The sequence below is a fragment of the Streptomyces sp. NPDC002734 genome (genome assembly GCF_040295685.1).
GTDB lineage: Bacteria > Actinomycetota > Actinomycetes > Streptomycetales > Streptomycetaceae > Streptomyces.
This window is the reverse complement of the sequence record NZ_JBEOVU010000010.1, coordinates 100826-121284: the sequence shown is the minus strand read 5'-3', so window position 1 is coordinate 121284 and position 20459 is coordinate 100826. Positions and strand designations below refer to the sequence as shown.

General features: G+C 74.4%; 16 protein-coding genes. 3 read left to right on the top strand and 13 right to left on the bottom strand.

The genetic code is table 11. From position 1 onward, the window contains the following. Window positions 1-9: 9 nt before the first annotated feature. Complete coding sequence (locus ABT026_RS11685; RefSeq protein WP_351114010.1) at window positions 10-522, bottom strand: rhodanese-like domain-containing protein; 513 nt, start codon at window positions 520-522, stop codon at window positions 10-12. Window positions 523-659: 137 nt separating this feature from the next. On the opposite strand from ABT026_RS11685, the gene ABT026_RS11680 reads away from it, so the two are divergent. Beyond that, entirely contained in the window at window positions 660-1118 is a 459-nt protein-coding gene (locus ABT026_RS11680) for an Lrp/AsnC family transcriptional regulator (protein ID WP_351114009.1), read from the top strand. Between the two features lie 101 nt (window positions 1119-1219). Here the strand turns inward: ABT026_RS11680 and ABT026_RS11675 are convergent, their stop codons facing one another. From ABT026_RS11675 to ABT026_RS11645, 7 genes are all read right to left on the bottom strand, one after another. After that, the gene (locus tag ABT026_RS11675; RefSeq protein WP_351114008.1) at window positions 1220-4255 is read right to left on the bottom strand and encodes an AAA family ATPase; all 3036 of its coding nucleotides are present in this window, start codon (window positions 4253-4255) and stop codon (window positions 1220-1222) included. Beyond that, window positions 4252-5415 carry an exonuclease SbcCD subunit D gene (locus ABT026_RS11670; protein WP_351114007.1) on the bottom strand — a complete coding sequence of 388 codons (1164 nt, stop codon included), beginning with the start codon at window positions 5413-5415 and terminating at the stop codon, window positions 4252-4254. Before ABT026_RS11670 ends, ABT026_RS11675 begins: the two co-directional genes overlap by 4 nt. Before the next feature lie 166 nt (window positions 5416-5581). Beyond that, window positions 5582-6964, bottom strand: coding sequence for a lipase family protein (locus tag ABT026_RS11665; RefSeq protein WP_351114005.1), 1383 nt, complete (start codon window positions 6962-6964; stop codon window positions 5582-5584). A 591-nt stretch (window positions 6965-7555) separates the two neighbouring features. Further along, window positions 7556-8182: a YigZ family protein gene (locus ABT026_RS11660; protein WP_351114004.1), complete on the bottom strand. Its 627-nt coding sequence runs from the start codon at window positions 8180-8182 to the stop codon at window positions 7556-7558. 68 nt (window positions 8183-8250) lie between these two features. Continuing rightward, window positions 8251-9165 (bottom strand): hypothetical protein, encoded by a 915-nt coding sequence (locus tag ABT026_RS11655; RefSeq protein WP_351114003.1) that lies wholly within the window; start codon window positions 9163-9165, stop codon window positions 8251-8253. A gap of 251 nt (window positions 9166-9416) precedes the next feature. Further along, window positions 9417-10637, bottom strand: a complete 1221-nt coding sequence (locus tag ABT026_RS11650) for an NAD(P)/FAD-dependent oxidoreductase (RefSeq protein WP_351114002.1) — start codon at window positions 10635-10637, stop codon at window positions 9417-9419. A gap of 133 nt (window positions 10638-10770) precedes the next feature. Next, on the bottom strand, window positions 10771-11715 hold the full coding sequence (locus ABT026_RS11645; protein WP_351114001.1) for an RNA polymerase sigma-70 factor: 945 nt from the start codon (window positions 11713-11715) through the stop codon (window positions 10771-10773). A 326-nt stretch (window positions 11716-12041) separates the two neighbouring features. Here ABT026_RS11645 and ABT026_RS11640 point away from each other — a divergent pair, with 326 nt between their 5' ends. Beyond that, on the top strand, window positions 12042-13484 hold the full coding sequence (locus tag ABT026_RS11640) for a carotenoid oxygenase family protein (RefSeq protein ID WP_351113999.1): 1443 nt from the start codon (window positions 12042-12044) through the stop codon (window positions 13482-13484). 96 nt (window positions 13485-13580) lie between these two features. Here the strand turns inward: ABT026_RS11640 and ABT026_RS11635 are convergent, their stop codons facing one another. Beyond that, entirely contained in the window at window positions 13581-15143 is a 1563-nt protein-coding gene (locus ABT026_RS11635) for a pectate lyase family protein (RefSeq protein ID WP_351113998.1), read from the bottom strand. 739 nt (window positions 15144-15882) lie between these two features. Here ABT026_RS11635 and ABT026_RS11630 point away from each other — a divergent pair. Further along, window positions 15883-16788: a PhzF family phenazine biosynthesis protein gene (locus ABT026_RS11630; RefSeq protein ID WP_351113996.1), complete on the top strand. Its 906-nt coding sequence runs from the start codon at window positions 15883-15885 to the stop codon at window positions 16786-16788. Window positions 16789-16876: 88 nt separating this feature from the next. Here ABT026_RS11630 and ABT026_RS11625 read toward each other — a convergent pair whose 3' ends face one another. The 4 genes from ABT026_RS11625 to ABT026_RS11610 all read right to left on the bottom strand — a co-directional run bounded on the left by ABT026_RS11625 (window position 16877) and on the right by ABT026_RS11610 (window position 20361). Beyond that, a complete protein-coding gene (locus ABT026_RS11625) occupies window positions 16877-17617 on the bottom strand; it encodes a VOC family protein (protein ID WP_351113994.1) in 741 nt (246 codons plus the stop codon). A 57-nt stretch (window positions 17618-17674) separates the two neighbouring features. Beyond that, the gene (locus ABT026_RS11620; RefSeq protein ID WP_351113993.1) at window positions 17675-18772 is read right to left on the bottom strand and encodes an ABC-2 transporter permease; all 1098 of its coding nucleotides are present in this window, start codon (window positions 18770-18772) and stop codon (window positions 17675-17677) included. A 138-nt stretch (window positions 18773-18910) separates the two neighbouring features. Next, window positions 18911-19882, bottom strand: coding sequence for an alpha/beta hydrolase (locus tag ABT026_RS11615; RefSeq protein ID WP_351113992.1), 972 nt, complete (start codon window positions 19880-19882; stop codon window positions 18911-18913). 125 nt (window positions 19883-20007) lie between these two features. Further along, window positions 20008-20361 (bottom strand): ArsR/SmtB family transcription factor, encoded by a 354-nt coding sequence (locus tag ABT026_RS11610; protein WP_351113991.1) that lies wholly within the window; start codon window positions 20359-20361, stop codon window positions 20008-20010. Window positions 20362-20459 lie beyond the last annotated feature (98 nt).

The following is a 20459-nucleotide window of genomic DNA, read 5'->3' as shown; positions in this document are numbered from 1 at the left end:
GGCCCCGTGTCAGCAGCCGCAGTCGGCGTCCGCGGCCACCGGGGCGGTGAGCGGGTCGGGGTCCCGGCGCTCGCCGCCCTCGGCGGTCTCGTAGGCGAAGCCCTCGCGGGCCCAGTACTCGAAGCCGCCCAGCATCTCCTTGACCGGGTAGCCGAGCAGGGAGAGGGCCAGCGCGGCGCGCGTGGCGCCGTTGCAGCCGGGGCCCCAGCAGTAGGTGACCACCGGGACGGCCGGGTCGAGCAGCCGCGCCGCCAGCTGCGGGATCTGCGCGGTGGGCAGGTGCAGCGCGCCGGGGACGTGTCCCTGGTCCCAGGACTCGGTGGAGCGGGTGTCGATCACCACGAAGCCCGGGTCGCCGCCCGGACCGGCCTCGGCGAGGGCGGCGGCCACGTCGGACACGTCGGCGTGGAAGGCGAGGCTCGCGGAGAAGTAGGCGGCGGCCTCGGCGGGTGCCGCCGGCGGCACCCGCAGGACGGCGTTGGCGGTCGTGCCGGGGGCGGTGGTCGTGGTGCTCGCGGTCATGAGGGCGTCCCTTCGGGTCCGTGCGGGTGTCGTCGACTCCCGACACCGAAGAATCTAGGCCCGTTGATCATCCGCGGGAACCTGCCTTCCACGGCAGGCGCCTTGATCGGCCGGGAAATCCCCGGCATGCTCCCGGCATGACCACGCATTCCCCGGCGTACCTGCCGGACTCCACGGACCTGAGCATTCTCGAGGTCCTGCAGCGGGACGGCCGGGCCAGTTTCACGGAGCTGGCGCGGGCCGTCTCGATGTCGGCCAGCGCCGTCACCGAGCGGGTGCGGCGGCTGGAGGAGGCCGGGGTGATCCGGGGCTACTCCGCCGTCGTCGACCCGGAACGGCTGGGCCTGCCGATCCTCGCCTTCGTCCGGCTGCGCTACCCGACGGGGAACTACAAGCCGTTCCACGACCTGGTGGCCGTCACCCCGGAGATCGTGGAGGCGCACCACGTCACCGGGGCGGACTGCTTCGTCCTCAAGGTGACCGCGCGCTCGATGCGGCACCTGGAGGAGGTCACCGGGCGGATCGGCGGGCTCGGCTCGGTGACGACCAGCGTGGTGTACTCCTCGCCGCTCCCCCGCCGGGCGATCACCGGCTGACGGCCCGCCCCCACGAGGTCGGCCGCTGTCCCGGCCCCCGCCGCCACCTCGGCCCCGGCCCCGATCCCGGTCTCGGGCTCAGCCCCGGTCCTGGCCCGGGCTCAGCCCTGGTCCGCGCCTCGGTCCCGGCCGGGCACCCCGCGCTGCCGCAGCCGCGAGCCCTGCCGTCCCTTCACCACCTCGAGCTGGGCGTGCACCCGGCGCTTGAGGTCGGCGACGTGGCTGACGATGCCCACGCTGCGGTCGCGCTCACGCAGGGAGTCGAGGACGTCGAGGACCTCGTCGAGTGTCTGGTCGTCGAGGCTGCCGAAGCCCTCGTCGATGAAGAGGGTGTCGAGCCGGACACCGCCCGCCTCCTCGGTGACCACGTCGGCCAGGCCCAGCGCGAGGGCGAGGGAGGCGAAGAAGGTCTCGCCCCCGGAGAGGGTGGCGGTGTCCCGCTCCCGGCCGGTCCAGGCGTCGACCACGTGCAGGCCGAGGCCGCTGCGGCCCCGGCCGGAGCGGCCGTCGGAGTGGATCAGCGTGTAGCGGCCGCCGGACATCCTGAGCAGCCTGGCGGTGGCCGCCGCGGCGACCTGTTCCAGGCGGGCGGCCAGCACGTAGGACTCCAGGCGCATCTTGCGCTCGTTGTCGGCGGAGGTGCCGGCGGCCAGGCCGGCCATCCGGGCCACCTTGTCGTGCTCGGCGCGCAGCGGGGCGAGCGCGCGGGCGGCGCGGGCGGCCTCGGCGGAGAGCCGGTCCAGGTCGTCGCAGCGCCGCTCGGCGGCGTCGTAGGCGGAGGCGGCCTCGCGGGCACGGCGGGTGGCGGCGGCGAGCTCGGTCTCGGCGGTGGCCGGGTCGGCGGGCGGGAGCCGGTCCGCGGCGGCGGTCTCCTCCTCGGCGAGGACGGCGCGGACCGCCGCGTACTCGTTGCGCCAGGCGTCGATCCGGCGCTGCAGGGCCCGGTGTTCCGCCGCGTCGAGCAGGGCGTCGGCGGCGGCCTGGGGGGTCTCGAAGCCGGCCCGGTAGGCGGCGTCGGCGAGCCGGGCGTCGGCGTCCTTGAGCCGGTGGGCGGCGTCCTGGGCGGCGCGGGCCGCCTCGGCGGCCTCGTCGAGCAGGGTGACCGCGCGCTCCAGCTGGGCGGCGCGGGCGGCGACGGTCGAGGCGGCGCCGCGCGCCTCGGCGAGCTCCTGCTCCAGCGTGGCGCGTTCCTGGTCGAGGCGTTCGCGGTGTCCGACACGGGCGGCGGCGCGGACGGCGGCCTCCTGCCGGTCGGCGGTGCGGCGGGCGTGCTCCTGCTCGGCGCGGCGCAGTTCCTCGCGGGCCGGGTGGAGGTCGCCCGCGGCGAGGTGCTCGCGACGGTGCCGCTCGGTGAGCTCGGCCAGCTCGCGGGCGAGCTCCTCGGCTCCGTCCTCACCGGCCTCGGCCACGGCGGCGGCCAGCGACTCCCGCAGTCCCGCGTGGCGCCGCTCGGCGTGCTCGGCCTCCTCCTGGAGGCGCCGGTGATCGGCGCGGGCGGCCTCCTCGGCGGCCCGGTCGACGTGGCCGGCGGACCTGCCGGCCGGGGCGGGGTGGTCCGGGGAGCCGCAGACGGCGCAGGGTTCGCCGTCGCGCAGGGCGGCGGCGAGTTCGGCGGCGATGCCGTCCAGCCGCTGTTCGCGCAGGGTGTTCCAGTGCTCGTGGGCGGCCGCCGCGCTCTCCCGGGCGGCGGCGGCCCGCGCGTGGGCGGTCTCCGTCTCGGCGGTGAGCCGGTCCCGCTCGCGGGCTGCGTCCAGTCGTCGGCGGGCGGGTTCCTGCCGTGCGGCGAGCTGTTCGGCCCGGGTGGCGGCTTCCTGGGCGGCCTCGGTCCGGGTCTGGAGGGCGGCACGGGTCTCCTCCCAGCCGGCCAGCCACTCCTCGGCCTCCTGGAGGGCCTCCTCGTCGTCCCGCTCCTGCCGGTCCAGCCGGTCGCGTTCGGCGGTCAGGTCGTGCAGGCGGTGCTCGGCGCGGCGGGCGGACTCCAGGCCGCCCAGTTCCTCGGCGGCGCGGCGGGCGGCGGCGGCCAGTCCGGCGGCCCCGTCCCCGGCGCGCTCGGCGGGGAGCAGGGCGCGGGCCCGCTGTTCGGCGGCGGTCGCCCGGCGGTGCTCGGCCTCCGCGGCGCGGCGCAGGTCGAGGGCGGGCGCCACGGCCTCCGCCTTGCGGGACCGCTCCATCACCCGCTCCGCCTCCCGGCAAACCTCGGAGCCCTCCTCCAGGCGGTCGGCGCGCGCCTGCGCGTCGGCGAACCGGGCCTGCAGGCGGGCGAGTTCGCGCACCTCGGCGGCCCTCCGCCCGGTCTCCGCGCGGTGCGCCTCGGCGGCGTCGAGCGCGGCGCGGGCGACGTCGAGCTGTTCGCGGGCGGTGGACCGGGCGACGGCGGCCTCGGCCAGCACGGTCGCGGCGAGACCGGGGTCCCCGGGGGCGAGGGCGGGCAGGTCCATGGCGTCGCCGGCGGCCTGCTGCATGCGGTGGGCGCGGGCGAGGAGGTCCGCGTCGGCCTCCTTCACCCGGGTCTCGGTGGCGCGGCGGCGTTCGGCGAGGCGCTTCTCGACCTCGCCGAACCGCTCCGTGGCGAAGAGCTTGCCGAGCAGCTTGCCCCGGGCCTCGGCGTCGGCGCGCAGGAACCGGGCGAAGTCGCCCTGCGGCAGCAGGACCACCTGGCAGAACTGGTCCCGGCTCATGCCGAGGAGCTGGGTGAGCTCCTCGCCAATCTCCTGGTGGGAGCGGCTGCCGGTGCTCTTCCAGGCGCCCGCCGCGGCGTCGTGCTCGCGCAGCAGGCTCTGCGCCTTCTCGGGGGTGGTGCCCTTTCCGCGCAGCTTCGGGCGGAGCCAGGCCGGCTGCCGGGTGACCTCCAGGCGGCGGCCCGCGACGGTCAGCTCCAGCACGACCTTGGTGGGGACCTTCGGGTCCGCGTGGTCGCTGCGCAGGGCGGAGCCCTGGGCGCCGCTGTGGCCGCTCTCGCGGGCGCCGGGCACCTTGCCGTAGAGCGCGTAGCAGACGGCGTCCAGCACGGAGGTCTTGCCGGCGCCGGTCGGGCCGTGCAGCAGGAAGAGGCCGGCCGCCGCGAGCTCGTCGAAGTCGACGGTCTGCGTCGAGCCGAACGGGCCGAAGGCGGTCATCTCGAGCCGGTGGAGCCTCATCGGGCGACCTCCTTGACGGCGGCGTCGGCGCGCACGGCGTCGAAGGCGTCGCGGAGCACGACGCGCTCGTCATCGTCGGGTCCCGCGCCCCGGACGTGGGCCACGAAGTCCTCGGCGATCTGCTGGTCGGTGCGTCCGGCGAGACGGCGGGCGTAGGAGACGCCGGCCTCCTCGGGGGCGCGATCGGGTTCGAAGGCCAGGCTGAGGGTGTGCGGGAAGCGCTCGCACAGGCGGGCCATCGGTTCGGCCGGGCGCACCGGGTCGGTGAGGGTGGCCTCGATCCAGGCGTCCTCGTGCCGGGTCAGGCCGGGGTCCTCGAGCAGCTGCTCCAGCGGGCCGCGTATCCGGGCGAGCGCCCGGGGCACCGGGCAGTCGATCCGCTCGGCGCTCACGCCGCCGTGGGCGTCGAGGTCCACCAGCCACATGGTCTTGCGGTGGTCGGCCTCGGAGAAGGAGTACGGGAGCGGCGAGCCGGAGTAGCGGATCCGTTCGGTGAGGGTCTGGCAGCCGTGCAGGTGGCCGAGGGCGACGTAGTCGACGCCGTCGAAGACGGAGGCGGACACCGAGGCGACGCCGCCGACGGTGATGTCGCGCTCGCTGTCGCTGCCCTTGCCCCCGGTGACGAAGGCGTGCGCCAGGACGACCGAGCGGGTCCCGGCGGGCCGGCCGGCGAGGTCGGCCCGGACCCGGTCCATGGCGGCGCCCAGCACCGCCTCGTGTCCTGCCCTGTCGACGCCGAACTCCTCCTTCACCAGGGCCGGTTCGAGGTACGGCAGCCCGTAGAAGGCGACCTCGCCGAAGGCGTCCGGGAGGAGCACCGGGATGCCGGCCGAGGCGGCGTCGGTGCGCAGGTGGATGCCGGCCCGGTCGATCAGCCCGGCGCCGACGCCGAGGCGGCGGGCGGAGTCGTGGTTGCCGGAGATCATCACGGTCGGCACGCCGAGGTCCGCGAGCCGGTGCAGGGCGTTGTCGAACAGCTCCACGGCGGCCAGCGGCGGCACCGCACGGTCGTAGACGTCCCCCGAGACGACCACGGCGTCGACCTGGTGCTCGCGCACGGCGGCGAGCAGGTGGTCGACGAACGCCGACTGGGCGCCGAGCATGTTCACCCGGTGGAACGACCGGCCGAGATGCCAGTCCGACGTGTGCAGCAGCCTCATGCCCACCGACCTTAACGGGGGCCACGGACAACACGGGACTTGGTGGCGTTTTGCCCCAATTGCGCCAATTCAACGGCACATGCCGGTTCTTGACCGGTGTGCGTGAACGGGACCGGCCGCCGCCCGGGAGACCGTCGAGGCTCCCGGGCGGCTCACCGACGGGCCGTCAGGGCTGGACCGGCATGCTCCAGCAGTTCGAGGCCGCCGCCTTTCCCTCGAGCCGGTCCTTCAGCCAGTCCACGGCGGCACCCTGGTCGGTGAGCAACGGCACCATGTGGTTGGTGAGGATCTTGTCGCCGAGGTTGGGCAGGACGATCGCCTTGTAGGTGACGTTGCCGCCCTTGCGGCACCAGTCGACCGCCATCTGCCGGGACTGCCGGTGCGGCACGATGTCGTCCTGGACGCCGGTCGCCACCCGCACCGGCCCGGACGGCTTGCGGTCGCCGATGCGCTGCTCGTCGAGCACCTCCCGGATGCGGGGCTCGCGCTCCACGATCTGCGAGAGGGAGCTGCCGTCGTTGGTCCAGGAGGAACTGCGACGGAACCCGTAGCCGAGGAGCGAGTCGCCGATGCACATGCCGGACAGGTCCTCGAGCGCGGCGCGGCCCTTGTCGTTGAGGTGGGCGTCGGCGATCGGACGCAGGTCGGGGTAGGCCTGGAGGAAGCCGTTGAGCGACCAGCCGAGGGCGCCGGTCAGGGCGCTCCCGTCGATGCCCTTGATCGTCTCGGTCAGGTCGGCCGGCGGGGCTCCGGCGTAGGTGCCGGACAGCCGCACGTCCGGGGCGTAGGAGGCGGCGAGCTCGGCCGCGGCCGCGGTGGCGCCGCCGCCCTGGCTGTAGCCGTAGAGGCCGATCCGCGACTCGGACGTCAGCGAGGTGCCGGGCAGCGAGCGGGCCGCCCGGACCGCGTCCAGCACCGCGTGCGCGCCGTCGACGCGGTTGACGTAGGTGTGCAGCCGGTCCGTCGCGCCGAGTCCGACGTAGTCGGTGACGACGACGGCGACGCCGGAGGCGAGCAGCCGGTAGATCGACAGGTCCTCGTAGCCGACGGAGAGGGAGTCGCCCTCCAGCAGGATCGGGTACTGGAGCCCCTTGGAGGCGGCGCACTCGTCGCCCTGCCCCATGGTGCCGGGCGCCACGGCCACCAGCGGCCGCGCGCCGCCGCCGCGCCACTGGGCGGTGGGCTCGACGTAGGCGCCGGTCACCGCGACGGGCTGCCCGGCGGAGTCCGTGGACCGGTACATCAGCCGGGTGGCCTTGCCGGGGAACGGGCCGCCCAGGGTCGGCAGGCTGATGGCCAGCGGCAGCGGCTCGGTGCGCACCAGCGCGCCGTTCTGCGCGGGCAGGGTCGCGGGCGGGGTGTAGAAGTCGGAGGCCGCCTGGGCGGCGGCCGTCTCCGACGGGGCGGCGGGCACCGCCTGGGCGACCCCGGTCTGCGCGCCCACGCAGGCCAGGGCCACCAGCGAGGCGGCGAGCAGCCGCCGTGCGGGGGCGCGCCGCGGGGCCTCGGGGGCGGCCTGGGGCCGGTCTGCGGTGCGGAATCTTTCCACGCGGCTCACTCCTGCTCGTCGACGGAGGGCGCACAGGTCGCCCGGGTTACCGGCGGTTACTTACCGGAGAGTAAGGCGTGGCCCATGTGGTGACAAGACATGTGCGCGAGCGCTGTGGGCGCGGGCTCCACGGGGGTGAACGGCGGGGTGGGTGCCGGCCGGGCGGGGCGGCGGGTGGGTGGCGTGGGCGGTGGCGGTGGTCCCGCCCGATGCGGCGGGGTCGCGCACGGCACGGCCTGCTGTGGTCGGGGGCGTCCCGCCCGGACGCGGCGGGCCGCGGGAGACATGGTCTGCCGGGCCTGGCGGTAGTCCCTGGCCGAGCAGACGGGTCGCCGGAGGCGTTGCCCACCGCGGGCGTCGGCGGGCCGAAGTCGCCGCAGGCCCGGGCGCGGGGCGGGTGCCGCAGCACCCAGACGCGGGGGGGGAGGGAGGTGACCCGCGCAGGAGCGCGAGGCGCAGCGGAACAGGGCGAGCGGGGCGTACCGCCGGTGCGGGCGAGGGCGCCGGACCTGCGAGCACCACGTGGTGCGGGCGGGAGCACCCCAGACACCCCGGCACGCGGAAGGGACGGCGGTGGCCGCCCCCGCGCGGTCAGGCGTCGCCGTACGCCTCTCCGCCGAGTTCGAGGCGGGCGGTACCGGCGGTGGCATCGGCCAGCCACGCCTCGAAGGCGGGCACCTCGGCGTCGGGCAGACCGATCTCGATCTCCACCCGCTCCCCGTAGCGCACGTCGCGCACCTCGCGCCCGGTGGACCGCAGGTCGTTCTCGACCTTCCCGGCCCGCTGGTGGTCCACGGTCACCGTGGCCACCCGGAAGCGCCGCCGGGTGAGCGTCCCCAGGGCGTCGAGGGCCTCGCCGACCGCGCCGCCGTAGGCGCGGATCAGCCCGCCCGCGCCCAGCTTGACGCCGCCGTAGTACCGGGTCACCACGGCCACGACGTAGCGCATCTCGCGGCGCATCAGCATCTGCAGCATCGGCACGCCGGCGGTGCCGCCCGGCTCGCCGTCGTCGGAGGCCTTCTGCACGGAGGCGTCGGCGCCGATCACGTAGGCGAAGCAGTTGTGCGTGGCGTCCGCGTGCTCCTTGCGGACGGCGGCGACGAACGCCTGCGCGTCCTCCTCGGTGGCCGCCGGGGCGAGGCTGCACAGGAAGCGGGAGCGGTTGATCTCGGTCTCGTGCACGCCCGCGCGGGCCACTGTGCGGTACTCGTCCGGCATCCGCCCAGCCTATGCGGTGCGCCGCGAGCCCCCGGCAGCGCGTGCCGGAGGCCCGTGACGGGGACCGCCTACTCGTCGGGCGTCTGGGCCGGGAGGCCGTCGAAGGCGGGGAGCAGGGAGGCGGTGTGCTCGACCGTCTCCCCCTGCGGCGACTGCTGCGCGTCGGGGTTCGCGGGCGGCACCGACTGCGCCGGGCTGCCCTGGCCGGACGGCACGGGCGCGACGGGGGCGTCCGCGACCCCGGGCTCCGACTGCTCGCTCGGCCATACCGGCATGCCCTGGTCGGCCGGGGTCCCGGCCTCGTCCGGCAGACCACCGGACGCGCCCTCCGCCCCGTCCGCGAGGCCGGCGTCCGACGGCTCCGGCGTCACGCCCGGTTCCTGCCCGACGGGGGCCTCGCCCATGGGGTCCGCCCCCACATCGCCGGCGTCCGCGGCGGCGGACCCCATGGCGTCCGAACCCATGGCGTCCGAGCCCATGAGCCCCGACAGGGCTTCCTCACCCAACGGGTCGGGCCACACGACGCCCGGTTCACCAGCGTCCGCCCCCGCCGCCCCCTCCGAGCCCATCCCTTCCTCGGAGCCCATCCCCTCTCCGGCCTCGGGACCGTCCGCCCACCCCGCGTCGGCCGCCGGCTCGTCGACCGCGGGATCGTCGGCCGCAGTCCCCGCGGCCCCGGAGCCGGTCGCGCCGTCCCCCGCGAGCTCCGGCGCGGCGGCACCGGCGTCGTCCGCCTCACCCGCGGCCGTCGCGGGCTCCTCCCCGGGGATCGGCCCCCTCGCCCGCTCCGTTCCTCCGGCGCAATGCGGTTGCGCGCACTGTTCCTGGCCCGTGCGCCAGGGAGAACCGGCGGCCTGGGCGAGCGGGGCGGCGGCCGTGGCGACCGCGGCGACGAGGGCGGCGCTCGCCAGCGGGAGGGCCACACGGAAACCCCGGCGTCGTGCGGAACGGGTGGGCCGCGCGGATCGGGTGGAGCGGGTCATCGTCGTCCTCCTGGGAAGTCGGCCCCGCCGCGACCGGTCGCAGTCGGCCGCGGACGCCCTCGGGCGGTACGCGTCCGGCGACGCCCGCTCCGGGCGGGGGCAGTGACCTCCACCCCAGCACGCGCCCACCCGGCCCGCCTCACCCGTGAGCGGAGGCGGGTCTCTCCGGGGGACCCAAGCCCCCCGCACGGGTCAGCGTCACTGCGCCGACCGGCAGGGGGCGGGTGGATCCGTGTCGAGGGGCGGTGGGGTCAGGCGGAGGCCTCGGCGGCCCGGGCCTCGAGGGCCGGGGCGGTCCGCTCCTCGGCCGGCACGATGTGCCGACGGCGGCCGGGCATCCCGAGGGTCGGGTTGGCGACGCCCCAGGCCGCGCCCTTGCACACGATCTCCTTGTAGAACGCCGCGATCCGGCCGGTCAGCGCCGCGTCCTTGGCGCGGTCGTCGGCGGTGACGTACTGGATGAGCCCTTCCTTGCGCCCGAGCGAGACGCACTGGTTGAAGTAGCGCAGCGCCGTCTTCGGGAGCTTCCCTCCGGTGAGCCGGGCCGCGATGGAGTCGGCGGCCTGCCAGGCGGTGGGGACGCCGCTGGCGCAGGACATCCGCAGCGGCGTACCGCCGTCCCCCATGGCCAGGGCCGCGTCGCCCACCGCGTAGACGTCCGGGTGCGACACCGAGCGCATGGTCGCGTCGACCACGATCTGGCCCGTGGCGCCGGTCTCCAGGGCGCTGGCCCCGGCGATCGGGTGCACCGCGAAGCCGGTGGTCCACACGGTCACGTCGGCCGGCAGATTCGCGCCGTCGGCCGTGGTGACGTGCTCGGCCGCGACGGCGGTGACCGACGCGTGCTCGTGGACGGTGACGCCCAGGCCGTCGAGGACCTTGCGCAGGTGCGCGCGGCCCTTCGCGGAGAGCCAGTCGCCCAGGGAACCCCGGACGGCGAGGGAGACGGCGAGGTGCGGGTGCGACTCGGCGATCTCGGTGGCCGCCTCCAGTCCGGTGAGGCCACCGCCGACGACGGTCACGGTCTCTCCCGCCCCGAGCTCCGCCAGCCGCTCGCGGAGCCTGAGAGCTCCGGCCCTGCTCGCGATCTCGTGGGCGTGCTCCGTGGTGCCGGGCACGCCGTGGTCGTCCCAGCCACTGCCGAGGGCGTACACCAGGGTGTCGTAGTCCAACTCCTTCGTGCCGCCGCCCACCCCGTCGCCGGAGACCTGGACGGTGCGGCGGTCGACGTCGATTCCGGCGACCTCGGCGACCTCCAGCCGCACGCCGGTGCCCTTGAACATCTCGCTGAAAGGACGGCTCCTCAGCTCCTGGCCCGTCGCGAGCTGGTGCATCCGGACCCGCTCGACGAAGTCGGGCGCTGCGTTGACGAGCGTGATGCTCACGTCGTCCGGGTGCAGCCTCCTGGCGAGTCGGCCGGCGGCGGTGGCTCCCGTGTATCCGGCGCCGAGAACGATGATGCGGTGCTGCATTTTCCTGCTCCTGTCTGCGCGGTCCGTGACCCGTTCGAGGGCCGGTACGCCTCTTGAACCGGACAGCTCGCGATTTCCTGACAGAAACGGAAAGTGACGTGGGCCACACTCACGCGTGGCCTCGCGACGCGCCTCAGAAGGCGTGGAACAAGGGCTCCCCGTGGCCGCCCTCCGCCCACCGCCGGGTGGCCCGGCCGAGCTTGTCGGGGTTGACCTGGCTGCGGAACGCCGCGATGCCCTCGGGCGTGACCTCCAGGCACACGATCCCGACCACACGCCCCTCGACGACCGCCACGACGGCGGGCTCGCCGTTGGCCGTCGTGGCGTGGATCTCGGGCGAACCGCCGACGATCGCCCGCTTGGCCGGGGCCGGCCGGAACAGGCCCCACATGAACTTCGCGACCGCCCGGGCGCCCTCGAACGCCTTGGCCCGCGCCGGGACCTTGCCGCCGCCGTCCCCGACCGCCACGGCGTCGTCGGTCAGCAGGCGCAGCAGACCGTCGTACTTCCCGCTCGTCGCCGCCGTCAGGAACTCCTCGGCGATGCGCCGCGCCGCCGTCCCGTCGACCTCGGTGCGGGTGCGGCCCTGCGCCAGGTGCTGCTTGGCACGGTGGAAGATCTGCTGGCTGGCCGCCTCGCCGATGTCGAGGATGTCGGCGATCTCCCGGTGGGAGTGCCCGAACGCCTCCCGCAGCACGTACACCGCGCGCTCGTTCGGGGACAGCCGCTCCATCAGCGTCATCACCGCGTACGAGACGGACTCCCGCTGCTCCACCGTCTCGGCGGGGCCCAGCATCGGGTCGCCCTCCAGCAGCGGCTCGGGCAGCCACTGGCCGACGTAGGTCTCCCGGCGGGCGCGGGCCGAGGTGAGCTGGTTGAGGCACAGACGCGTGAGCACCTTGGTCAGCCACGCCTCGGGGACCTCGATGTGCCGCGGATCGGCGGCGTGCCAGCGCAGGAACGTTTCCTGCACGGCGTCCTCGGCGTCGCTCGAGGACCCCAGCAGCCGGTAGGCGATGGCCCCCAGCCGGGGCCTCGCGATCTCGAACCTGTCCACGTCCTCGGCGGTCAGCGGCATGCCCCGATGCTATCCGTCGCCCCGCGCGCGCCGCAGGTCGTGTGCGGCCGTCGCACGGCGGCACGTGAACGGGACCGTCACGGCACCGACGGTCGGCCCCCTCCGAGTGGCACCGGCGGACCGCCCCGCCTTGACTGGTCGCACGGCAAGCACCCGGGGCCCCTCCGACCGAGGAGGCCCTCCGGCCCGGGGCCCGGCTCACGAGCGTGGCCGGAAGTCCCGACGACCGACGCCCGACGCCCAACGCCCAACGCCCGGCATCCGACGCCCGAGGCCCAGCGCCCGGCACCCGACGCCCGACGCCCGACGCCCGAAGGGACGACGTGATGGCCCCCGCCTTCGACCCGACCCGCGTGGCCCACCTCGCCGGCCGCTTCGCCCCTGTCACGGCGGAGGTGGACGCGGCGGACTGCGAGGTCACCGGCGAACTCCCCCACGACCTGGACGGCGTCTACCTGCGCAACGGGCCCAATCCGCGGTTCACCCCCATCGGCAGCTACCTGTACCCGCTGGACGGCGACGGCATGATCCACGGGGTGTGGCTGTCGGAGGGCCGCGCCCGCTACCGCAACCGCTTCGTCCGCACGCCCGCGATGGTCGCGGAGGAGAAGGCCGGGCACGCCCTGTGGGGCGGGCTGGAGTCCATGATCCTGCCGGGTGCCGACGAGGTGGGCGACGAGCTGGCCGACACCTTCAAGCCGCTGCCCGACATCAACGTCGTCCGGCACGCCGGCCGTCTGCTGGCTCTCGCCGAGTCGGACTGCCCGTTCCGCATGAGCCCCGGGCTCGACACCCTCGGCAAGGAGAAGTTCGACGGACGCCTGCCGGCCGGCATCACCGCGCATCCCAAGATCGACCCGGTGACCGGTGAGATGGTGGTCTTCTGCTACGCCCTCGACCCGCCCCACCTCACCTGGTCGGTGATCGGCCCCGACGGTGCCGTGCGCCGTGGCCCCACCCCGGTGGAGGGGGTGGACGAGCCACGGATGATCCACGACATGGCCCTCACCGAGCGGTACCTGGTGATCACCCTCGCTCCGGCCTTCTTCGACATCGCCGCCGCGATGAACGGCGGTTCCTTCGTGGCCTGGCGCCCCGAGCGGGGCACCCGCGTCGCCCTGATTCCCCGCGACGGCGGACCGGTGCGCTGGGCGGACGACGAGGCCTACTGGCTGTGGCACACGGTCAACGCCTACGACGACCCCGCCGACGGCCGGGTCGTCCTCGACTACGTCCAGTGGCCCCGTCTCGCCCTCGGCCCCGGCGCCGGCTCCCCCGACCACCACCGTGCGCGCAACGCCGACCAGCACGGCCTGACCCGCGCCGTGATCGACCCGGCCGCCGGGAGCATGCGGCGCACCCTGCTCGACGACGCACGCGTCGAACTGCCGAGGATCGACGACCGCGTCGTCGGACGCCCCCACCGGCGGCTCGCGGTCGCGGCCGACAGCGGCCGCACCGAGGGCCTGCTGCCCGGCGAGTACGACGCGCTGCGCTGGTACGACACGGGGAGCGACGGCGTCACCGGCACCCGGACCTGGGACGCCGGCGACCTGTCGGTCGGCGAGCCCGTCTTCGCGCCGGCGCCCGGCTCGCGGGACGCCGGCCGCGGCCACTGGCTGACCTTCGCCACCGACCGCACCGACGACAGCAGTTGGCTCCTGGTCCTGCCCGGCGAGGATCCCGGCGCCGGCCCCGTCGCCCTCGTCCGCATCCCCGTCCGGGTCCCCCTGGGTCTGCACGGCGCCTGGCTGCCCACCGAGGAGTGAGGACCGCGCCGAGGCTCGGGAAGCACCTCGGCGCGGTCACCGGGCCGGCTGGACGCACGGTCCGGTCCCGTCCGCGTCAGCCGGTCCCTGTGGGCACTAGCCGGCGTACGTCTCGAACTCGGCGATCCGCGGCGTCCCCTGGGAGCCGGTGATCTCGAAGGTGATCTTGCTCAGGGTGGTGCGGGGGAAGCTCACGACGCCCGCCGTGGTGCCGGAGGCGAGGACGGCGCCGGTGTCGTGGTTCAGCAGCCGCCAGGACCGGACGGCGCCCACGGAACCCGACGCCTCACGGATGTTGGCCTGGGACACCGCCGTGGGCGAGCCCCACTTGACCGAGACGGAGCCCGTGCTGCCGGCCGGCGACCAGTAGGTCGACAGGTCGCCGTCCCGCACGTTGCCGTAGCTGGTGCCGTCGGCCTTGCTGGAGCCGTCGGCGCCGGCGCCGAGGCTGAGGTTGGTCCCGCTGGGCTGGGTCGGCGTCGTCGTCGGGGCGGGCGACGTCGGAGCCGGGGTCGTCGGGGCCGGGGTGGTGGGCGTCGGGGCCGGGGTCTGGGGCGTGCAGTTGCCGTCCGAGACGCGCAGGCCCTTGTTCGCGCCGGCCGTCTGGCTCACCACGCTCGGCACGCAGTTCGCCGCGTCCAGGCTGAAGCCGTACGGCACGGAGACCGTCGTGTTCGACTGCGGGTTCGGGCCGGCCGGGTTGGTGTCGCCGCTCCTGCTGGACCAGGTCACGTTGTCGAAGATGTTCCCGGAGACCTGCCAGTAGCCGGCCGCGTCCGTGTAGAAGGTGCCCAGGACGTCCTTGGAGTCCTCGAAGTAGTTGTTGTCGACCTTCGCGCGGGCACCGGCGCGGGAGTTGATGCCGGACTCGTTCAGGTTCCGGTAGTGGTTGTTGTAGATGTGGGCCACACCACCGCGCAGCAGCGGGGTGCGGGAGTCGATGTTCTCGTACAGGTTGTGGTGGAAGGTCACGTAGCCGTTGCTGACGTCGCTCTCGCTGGACCCGATGAGGCCGCCGCGGCCGGAGTTGCGCAGCGTGCTGTAGGAGAGCGTGACGTACTGCGTGTTGTCCTTCATGTCGAACAGGCCGTCGTAGCCCTCCGACTCGCCGCCCGACGCCTCCAGCGTGGTGTGGTCGACCCAGACGTTGCGGACGTCGCTCTCCATGCCGATGGCGTCACCTCCGTTGGAGGTGGGCGACCCCGACTTCTTGACGTTCCGGACGGTCACGTTCTGGATGATGATGTTGCTGGACTCCCGGATGTGGATGCCCAGTTGGTCGAAGACGGCGCCGCCGCCGACACCGACGATGGTGACGTTGCTGATCTGCTTGAGCTCGATCACGCCGCTGGCCGTGCTGCAACTGCCGCCCGAGACCTGGCTGGTGTTCGCGTGGTTGATCGTTCCTTCGACCTGGATGACGATCGGGGTGCTCCGGCTGGCCCGGTTGCACAGGGCCGTGTGGATCGCGGTTCCGGTCGTGGCGCGCACGGTCTGTCCGCCCGCGCCTCCGGTGGTGCCGCCGTTCTGGGTGGCGAAGCCGGTGGCCCCGGCGGCGGCCGCCGACGCCGTGGGCATCGAAAGCACCACCCCGGTCGCCGCGGCGACCGCACCGGTCGCCAGAGCCGCACCGAGCCGTAATGCGACGCGTCGTCTCATCCTCGTTCGTCCTTTCGTCCTCGCCGTACGCCGTGTCGGGCGCGTGACGGCAGTGTGGGGGCGGTCCCGCGGGGACGCATCGGCGGTTCCACGGGGGTCGGGGGTCTCCCGCCGCCGTCTCGGCGTCACCGGGGGTACGGCGCCGACAGCCGGCCCGGTGGGCAGACGATCGGCTCGGCAGGGACGCCGCGGAGGACGGTCGTCCGGTCCGCGAGGCGGCTGCCGCGACCCATGACAGCATTCGCTGATTCGGTCATGTCAATAGTCGATCGAAAGTCTCGCGGGCCCCGGCGGGAAAAAGCGGAGACGGTAACTAAACCGGTCGCTAAACGTGGCCGGAATTCGCTCCCGTCGACAGCGCATTCACCGGCGGCGAGGGCCGTCGAAGGGCCCAGCCGGGGCCACCCGTCGGCCCGCGACCTCGCCGCGAGGACGCACCGGGCCCTGCGTCGACATCCCGTTGACCAGCGCGTTCCCGCCCTGCGGGAATGACGTCGGGAATGTTCGGCGGAGTCGGGCGGGAAATCGTGGCGAAGAGGCGAGTTCACCCGGAAATCGGAAGGCGTGACCGGCGAACCGCCGCGCCGGTCACCGAGGATCCGCGGCAGCCGCGACGCGGGAACGCGTCACGCGGGGCACTCACCTGGGCCACCTGAGCGGGATTGGCCCGGGACCGAAAGCTCCCACCGGCCTAGCGTCGAGCACGACCGGCCACCACCCCACGGACCCTGGACCTCCCATGCCCCTGAGCTACCGCCACGTCGACGTGTTCGCCGGCACGGCCTTCACCGGCAACAGCCTTGCCGTCGTCCCCGACGCCGCCGGCCTCTCGGCGGAGCAGATGCTCGCGATCACCCAGGAGCTCCGCCACTTCGAGACGATCTTCCTGAGCGGCGTGGACGGGGACCGGGAGGTGTCGGCCCGCGTGTTCGACCTCTTCGAGGAACTGGACTTCGCCGGTCACCCGGTCCTGGGGGCGGCAGCCGTCCTGCACGAGCGCGACGGGGGCGCGGCACCGCGGCGGTGGACCTTCCGCCTGACCGGCAGGACCGTCGAGGTGACGACCCGACGCACCGGCGCCGGGTACCACGCGGAACTCGACCAGGGGCCACCGGAGTTCCTCGCGACCGTGCCCGCGCGGGGCAGGTCCGAGATCGCCGCGGCCCTGAACCTGTCCGCCGGTGCGCTCGCCGACCTTCCCCTGGAGGTCGTCTCGACCGGCCTGCGCTATCTCCTGGTCCCCGTGGCGGCGGGTCTGGCCGGCGCGAGGATCGTCCGCGGCGACTTCGCGGAACTGCTCGGCCGGTACGGGGCGCAGTTCGCCTACCTGATCGACGTCGAGGCCCTGGAGGGCCGGCACTGGAACAACGACGGGGTCCTGGAGGACGTGGCGACCGGCAGCGCGGCCGGCTGCGTCGGCGCGTACCTGGCGCGGCACGGCGTCGTGCCCGTCGACGAGGCGTTCGTGCTGCGGCAGGGGCGCTTCACCGGCCGCCCGAGCCGGCTCGTCGTCCTGCCGCAGGGGACTCCCGACGCGCTGCACAACGTCCGGGTCGGCGGCGACGTGACGATGGTGGCCAGGGGCTCCCTGGACACCCTGCCCGAGGGACCCCAGGGACCCCAGGGACCCGAGCGGCCCGCGTGACGCCCGCGACGCGCGGACGCCCCGCTCCGGCCGCTCCCCGCCCGTCGGGCGGGCGCGGGAACCCCCTGGGGCGGGCCCGAGGAACCCGTCAGGCGGGCCCGAGGACGCAGAACTCGTTGCCCTCCGGGTCGGTCATCACCTTCCACGGAAAGTCGCCCCGGCCCGCGTCGGCGCGGGTGGCGCCGATGCCTTCGAGCCGGGCCACCTCCGCGGCCTGGAGGCCGGCCTCGAACGGGTGGGGGGCCAGGTCGAGATGGGCCCGGTGCCGGACGCCCTTGAGGTGGGGCGTGCGGACCAGTTCCAGGTAGGGGCCGGTGTTCTCGGCGGAGCGCAGCAGCGCGTGCTCGTCGGTCACCTCGTGCGCGGTCCAGCCCATCGCCTCCGCCCAGAACCGGCCCGTCGCGCGCGGGTCCGCGCAGTCGAGGACCACCGCGGCGATCGGCCCGGTGTCCCGGTGGCACTCCCGCGGCTCCTGGACGCAGAACGTGTTCCCCTCGGGGTCGGACAGGACGGTCCAGGGGACGTTCCCCTGCCCCGCGTCGGCGGGCGTCGCGCCGAGGTCCCGCAGACGGGCGACCAGCTCCGCGTGGTGGGCCGCGGAGCCGCTGCCGAGTTCCAGGTGCACGCGGGTGTCCACGGTCTCCGGATCGGGTACGGAGATGATGTCGACCCGGACGGCGGCGGCGTCCGGCCAGGCGACGTCCGAGGGCTTCACGGTGGTGGCGCCGCCTGCGCCGGAGGCGGTCCAGCCGAGCGCCTGGGCCCAGAAGCGGCCCAGCGCCGCGTCGTCCCGGGCCTTGAGGTTCACCTCGAAGAGTCGCAGCGTCATGACGGCGACCCTAGGCGGCGTCCTTCCGGACGCCAACCGTCTTTCCCGACACGCGGGTCAGACGGCCACCGCCTCCGCCATCTCCTCCTCGGCGTCCCGTTCCTCGGCCGTGGGCAGCGGTGCGGGCCGGGCGGCCCGCCGGGCACGCCGTTCGGCGCCGTCGGCCGCGGCGAGGGCGACGAGACCCACGGCGAGCCAGAGGACCAGCGAGACGATCCTGCCGGTCAGGCCGGGAGCGGAGGGGAAGTACAGCAGGCTGCGGACGCCCTCGACGAAGCCCGCACCGTTCCAGAAGGCGTGCAGCGCGCCGAAGAAGCCGTTCTGCAGCTCGGGACGGAAGATGCCGCCCGAGGTCGTGAAGTTGAGCATCACGAACAGCGTCATCATCGTCAGCGTGGTCCACCGCTTGAGGAACGTGTGCAGGCCGACGCCGATCGCGAGGATGCCCGCCGAGTAGAGCCAGGCCATCCCCCACACCCCGGCGAGGCCGTGGTCGACGATGTGGAACACCGGACCGGCCAGGACGATGCCGATGACGCTCACCACCAGCGAGGTGGCGAGACCGATGGCGGCACGGGTCCACAGCCGCAGGGCTGCGCCGGCCGCGCCGATGGCGGCGACGCTCGCGTAGGAGCCGATGCTGATCGTCACCAGGACGAAGAAGAGTCCCTGGCCGGTGGGGTCGCCCTCCGAGGTGGGCGCGAGGTCGGTCACCGACAACGTCGCGTGCTGCTCGGCCGCGACCTTCCCGAAGACGGTCTCCGCGACGGTGGCCGTGGTGTCGGAGTTGGCCTTCGCGACCAGCAGTTCGGGGTGCTTCGTGGACGGAACGTACGCGGCGGCCAGGTCCCGGTCCAGCAGGCGGTCCACCGCGGCGTCGCGCGTCGGGACGGTCCTGACGTCGAGGCCGTCCCCGGCCTTGTCCTCGAGGGTCTGCGCCAGGACCTGCGCGCGGGTCCCGGTCCCCACGACCGCGACCTCCATGCCGTGCGGCGCGGGGGCGTGGAAGGCGCCCAGATAGGCGAGGCCCATGCCCAGGCACATCAGGAGCGGGGTCAGCAGGTGCTGCACGACGTGTCCGACGCTCTCGCGCGGACGGGGAGCGGCGTGAGCGGACACTGCTCCCGGAGCGGCGGCGGCCGGGGAAGCGGTCATGGAGAGGGCCAGCCCTTCAGATGACGGTTACAGGATGATTGGCGATGATTGGCAATTACAACTACTTTCCTTGTATCGTACATCTAAATGGCCGGAGGCGTGGCCCCTCCGCCGTCCGGCGGAGGGGCCGGGCGGTCGTCAGCCCTGGTGGAGCGCCTTCCTCAGGGCCTCGACGGCCAGATGGCGGGCGACGTTCGCGCCGCGGGTGTCGCGGAGGCTGTCCAGCATCAGGAAGTCGTGGACCATGCCGAGGACGCGCACGGCGGTGACGTCGACGCCCGCCTCACGCAGCCTGTTGGCGTACTTCTCGCCCTCGTCGCGCAGCACGTCCGCCTCGTCGGTGACGACGAGGGTCGGGGGCAGCCCCCTGAGCTGGTCGAGGCTCGCCCGGAGCGGGGAGGCGTGGGGTTCGGAGCGCTGCGCGGGCTCGGAGTACTGGTCCCAGAACCAGATCATCCCGTCCCGGGTGAGGTAGTGCCCCTCGGCGAACTGCTGGTACGACGGCGTGTCGAAGTCGGCGTCGGTCACCGGATACAGCAGGACCTGCGCCTTGAGGTCGAGACCGCCGCGTTCCTTGTTCATCAGGGCGAACACGGTGGACATGCATCCGCCCACCGAGTCGCCGGCCACGGCGACGCGCGAGGCGTCCAGGCCGTGGTCGGCCCCGTGCTCCCGCACCCAGCGGCCGACCGCGTAGTTCTGCTCGACCTGCGTCGGGTACTTCGCCTCCGGCGCGCGGTCGTACACGGGGAAGACCCCGGCCGCTCCGGCGCCGACGGCCAGTTCACGGAAGAGCCGGTCGTGCGTCTTCTCGTCACCGAACACCCACCCGGCGCCGTGGATGAAGAACACCACCGGCAGCGGACCGGTCGCCCCCTTGGGCCGGACGATGCGGGTGCGCACCGTGCCCCATTCACCGGCGTCGACCTCCACCCACTCCTCGTCGACCTCGGGACGGGGGACGCTCGCGTCGCTCTGGAGCCCGAGGAGGATGTCCCGGCCCTTCTCCGGCGGCACCTCGTAGATCCGGGGGTGCGGTTCGGTGGCCTCGGCCAGCGCCTTGGCGGCGGGCTCCAGGTACGGCGTGACGGGCGGCGGCAGGGTCGTCATACGGGACTCCAGTCGTGTCGGGGCGCCCGGCGGGCCGGTTCCGGCGGCGCGGGCGCCTCACCCCCCGTTCCTCCCCCCATGTTCCCGGCGGCCGCCGGGGCCGCAACCCGGAGGACCTGCGCCGACTACCGCCGCCGGGCGGACTGCCGGTCGGCCGCGGCCAGGAGCGCATCGAGGAGACCGGGGAAGAGCCCGTCCAGGTCGTCGCCGCGCAGGCAGTTCATCTTGGCCGTGCCCCGGTAGATCTGCCGGATGACGCCGCTCTCGCGCAGCACCCGGAAGTGGTGCGTGGTCGTGGACTTGGTGACCGGGAGCTCGAACTGGGAGCAGGTCAGCTCCCCTCCCCCGGCCGCCGCGAGTTCCCGCACGATCATCAGGCGCATCGGGTCGGACAGCGCGTGCAGGACCCCCTCCAGCCGGATCTCCTCACGGGCCGGATGCGGGAGGTCACGACTGCCGGCGGGTGCACTGATGGTCATGACACCCATGGTACGACGACCTTCGTAGTTTGACACCTGCCGTACTACGACGGCTATCGTACAAGTCCCACCGTCCCGTCCGTGACGAATGGAGGCGC

Coding starts and splice junctions, on each gene's coding strand:
- ABT026_RS11670 (WP_351114007.1), bottom strand. CDS start 5,415: ATGAGGCTGCTGCACACGTCGGACTGGCATCTCGGCCGGTCGTTCCAC.
- ABT026_RS11680 (WP_351114009.1), top strand. CDS start 660: ATGACCACGCATTCCCCGGCGTACCTGCCGGACTCCACGGACCTGAGC.
- ABT026_RS11625 (WP_351113994.1), bottom strand. CDS start 17,617: ATGACGCTGCGACTCTTCGAGGTGAACCTCAAGGCCCGGGACGACGCG.
- ABT026_RS11685 (WP_351114010.1), bottom strand. CDS start 522: ATGACCGCGAGCACCACGACCACCGCCCCCGGCACGACCGCCAACGCC.
- ABT026_RS11675 (WP_351114008.1), bottom strand. CDS start 4,255: ATGAGGCTCCACCGGCTCGAGATGACCGCCTTCGGCCCGTTCGGCTCG.
- ABT026_RS11635 (WP_351113998.1), bottom strand. CDS start 15,143: ATGAGACGACGCGTCGCATTACGGCTCGGTGCGGCTCTGGCGACCGGT.
- ABT026_RS11630 (WP_351113996.1), top strand. CDS start 15,883: ATGCCCCTGAGCTACCGCCACGTCGACGTGTTCGCCGGCACGGCCTTC.
- ABT026_RS11615 (WP_351113992.1), bottom strand. CDS start 19,882: ATGACGACCCTGCCGCCGCCCGTCACGCCGTACCTGGAGCCCGCCGCC.
- ABT026_RS11650 (WP_351114002.1), bottom strand. CDS start 10,637: ATGCAGCACCGCATCATCGTTCTCGGCGCCGGATACACGGGAGCCACC.
- ABT026_RS11655 (WP_351114003.1), bottom strand. CDS start 9,165: ATGACCCGCTCCACCCGATCCGCGCGGCCCACCCGTTCCGCACGACGC.
- ABT026_RS11610 (WP_351113991.1), bottom strand. CDS start 20,361: ATGACCATCAGTGCACCCGCCGGCAGTCGTGACCTCCCGCATCCGGCC.
- ABT026_RS11660 (WP_351114004.1), bottom strand. CDS start 8,182: ATGCCGGACGAGTACCGCACAGTGGCCCGCGCGGGCGTGCACGAGACC.
- ABT026_RS11645 (WP_351114001.1), bottom strand. CDS start 11,715: ATGCCGCTGACCGCCGAGGACGTGGACAGGTTCGAGATCGCGAGGCCC.
- ABT026_RS11620 (WP_351113993.1), bottom strand. CDS start 18,772: ATGACCGCTTCCCCGGCCGCCGCCGCTCCGGGAGCAGTGTCCGCTCAC.
- ABT026_RS11640 (WP_351113999.1), top strand. CDS start 12,042: ATGGCCCCCGCCTTCGACCCGACCCGCGTGGCCCACCTCGCCGGCCGC.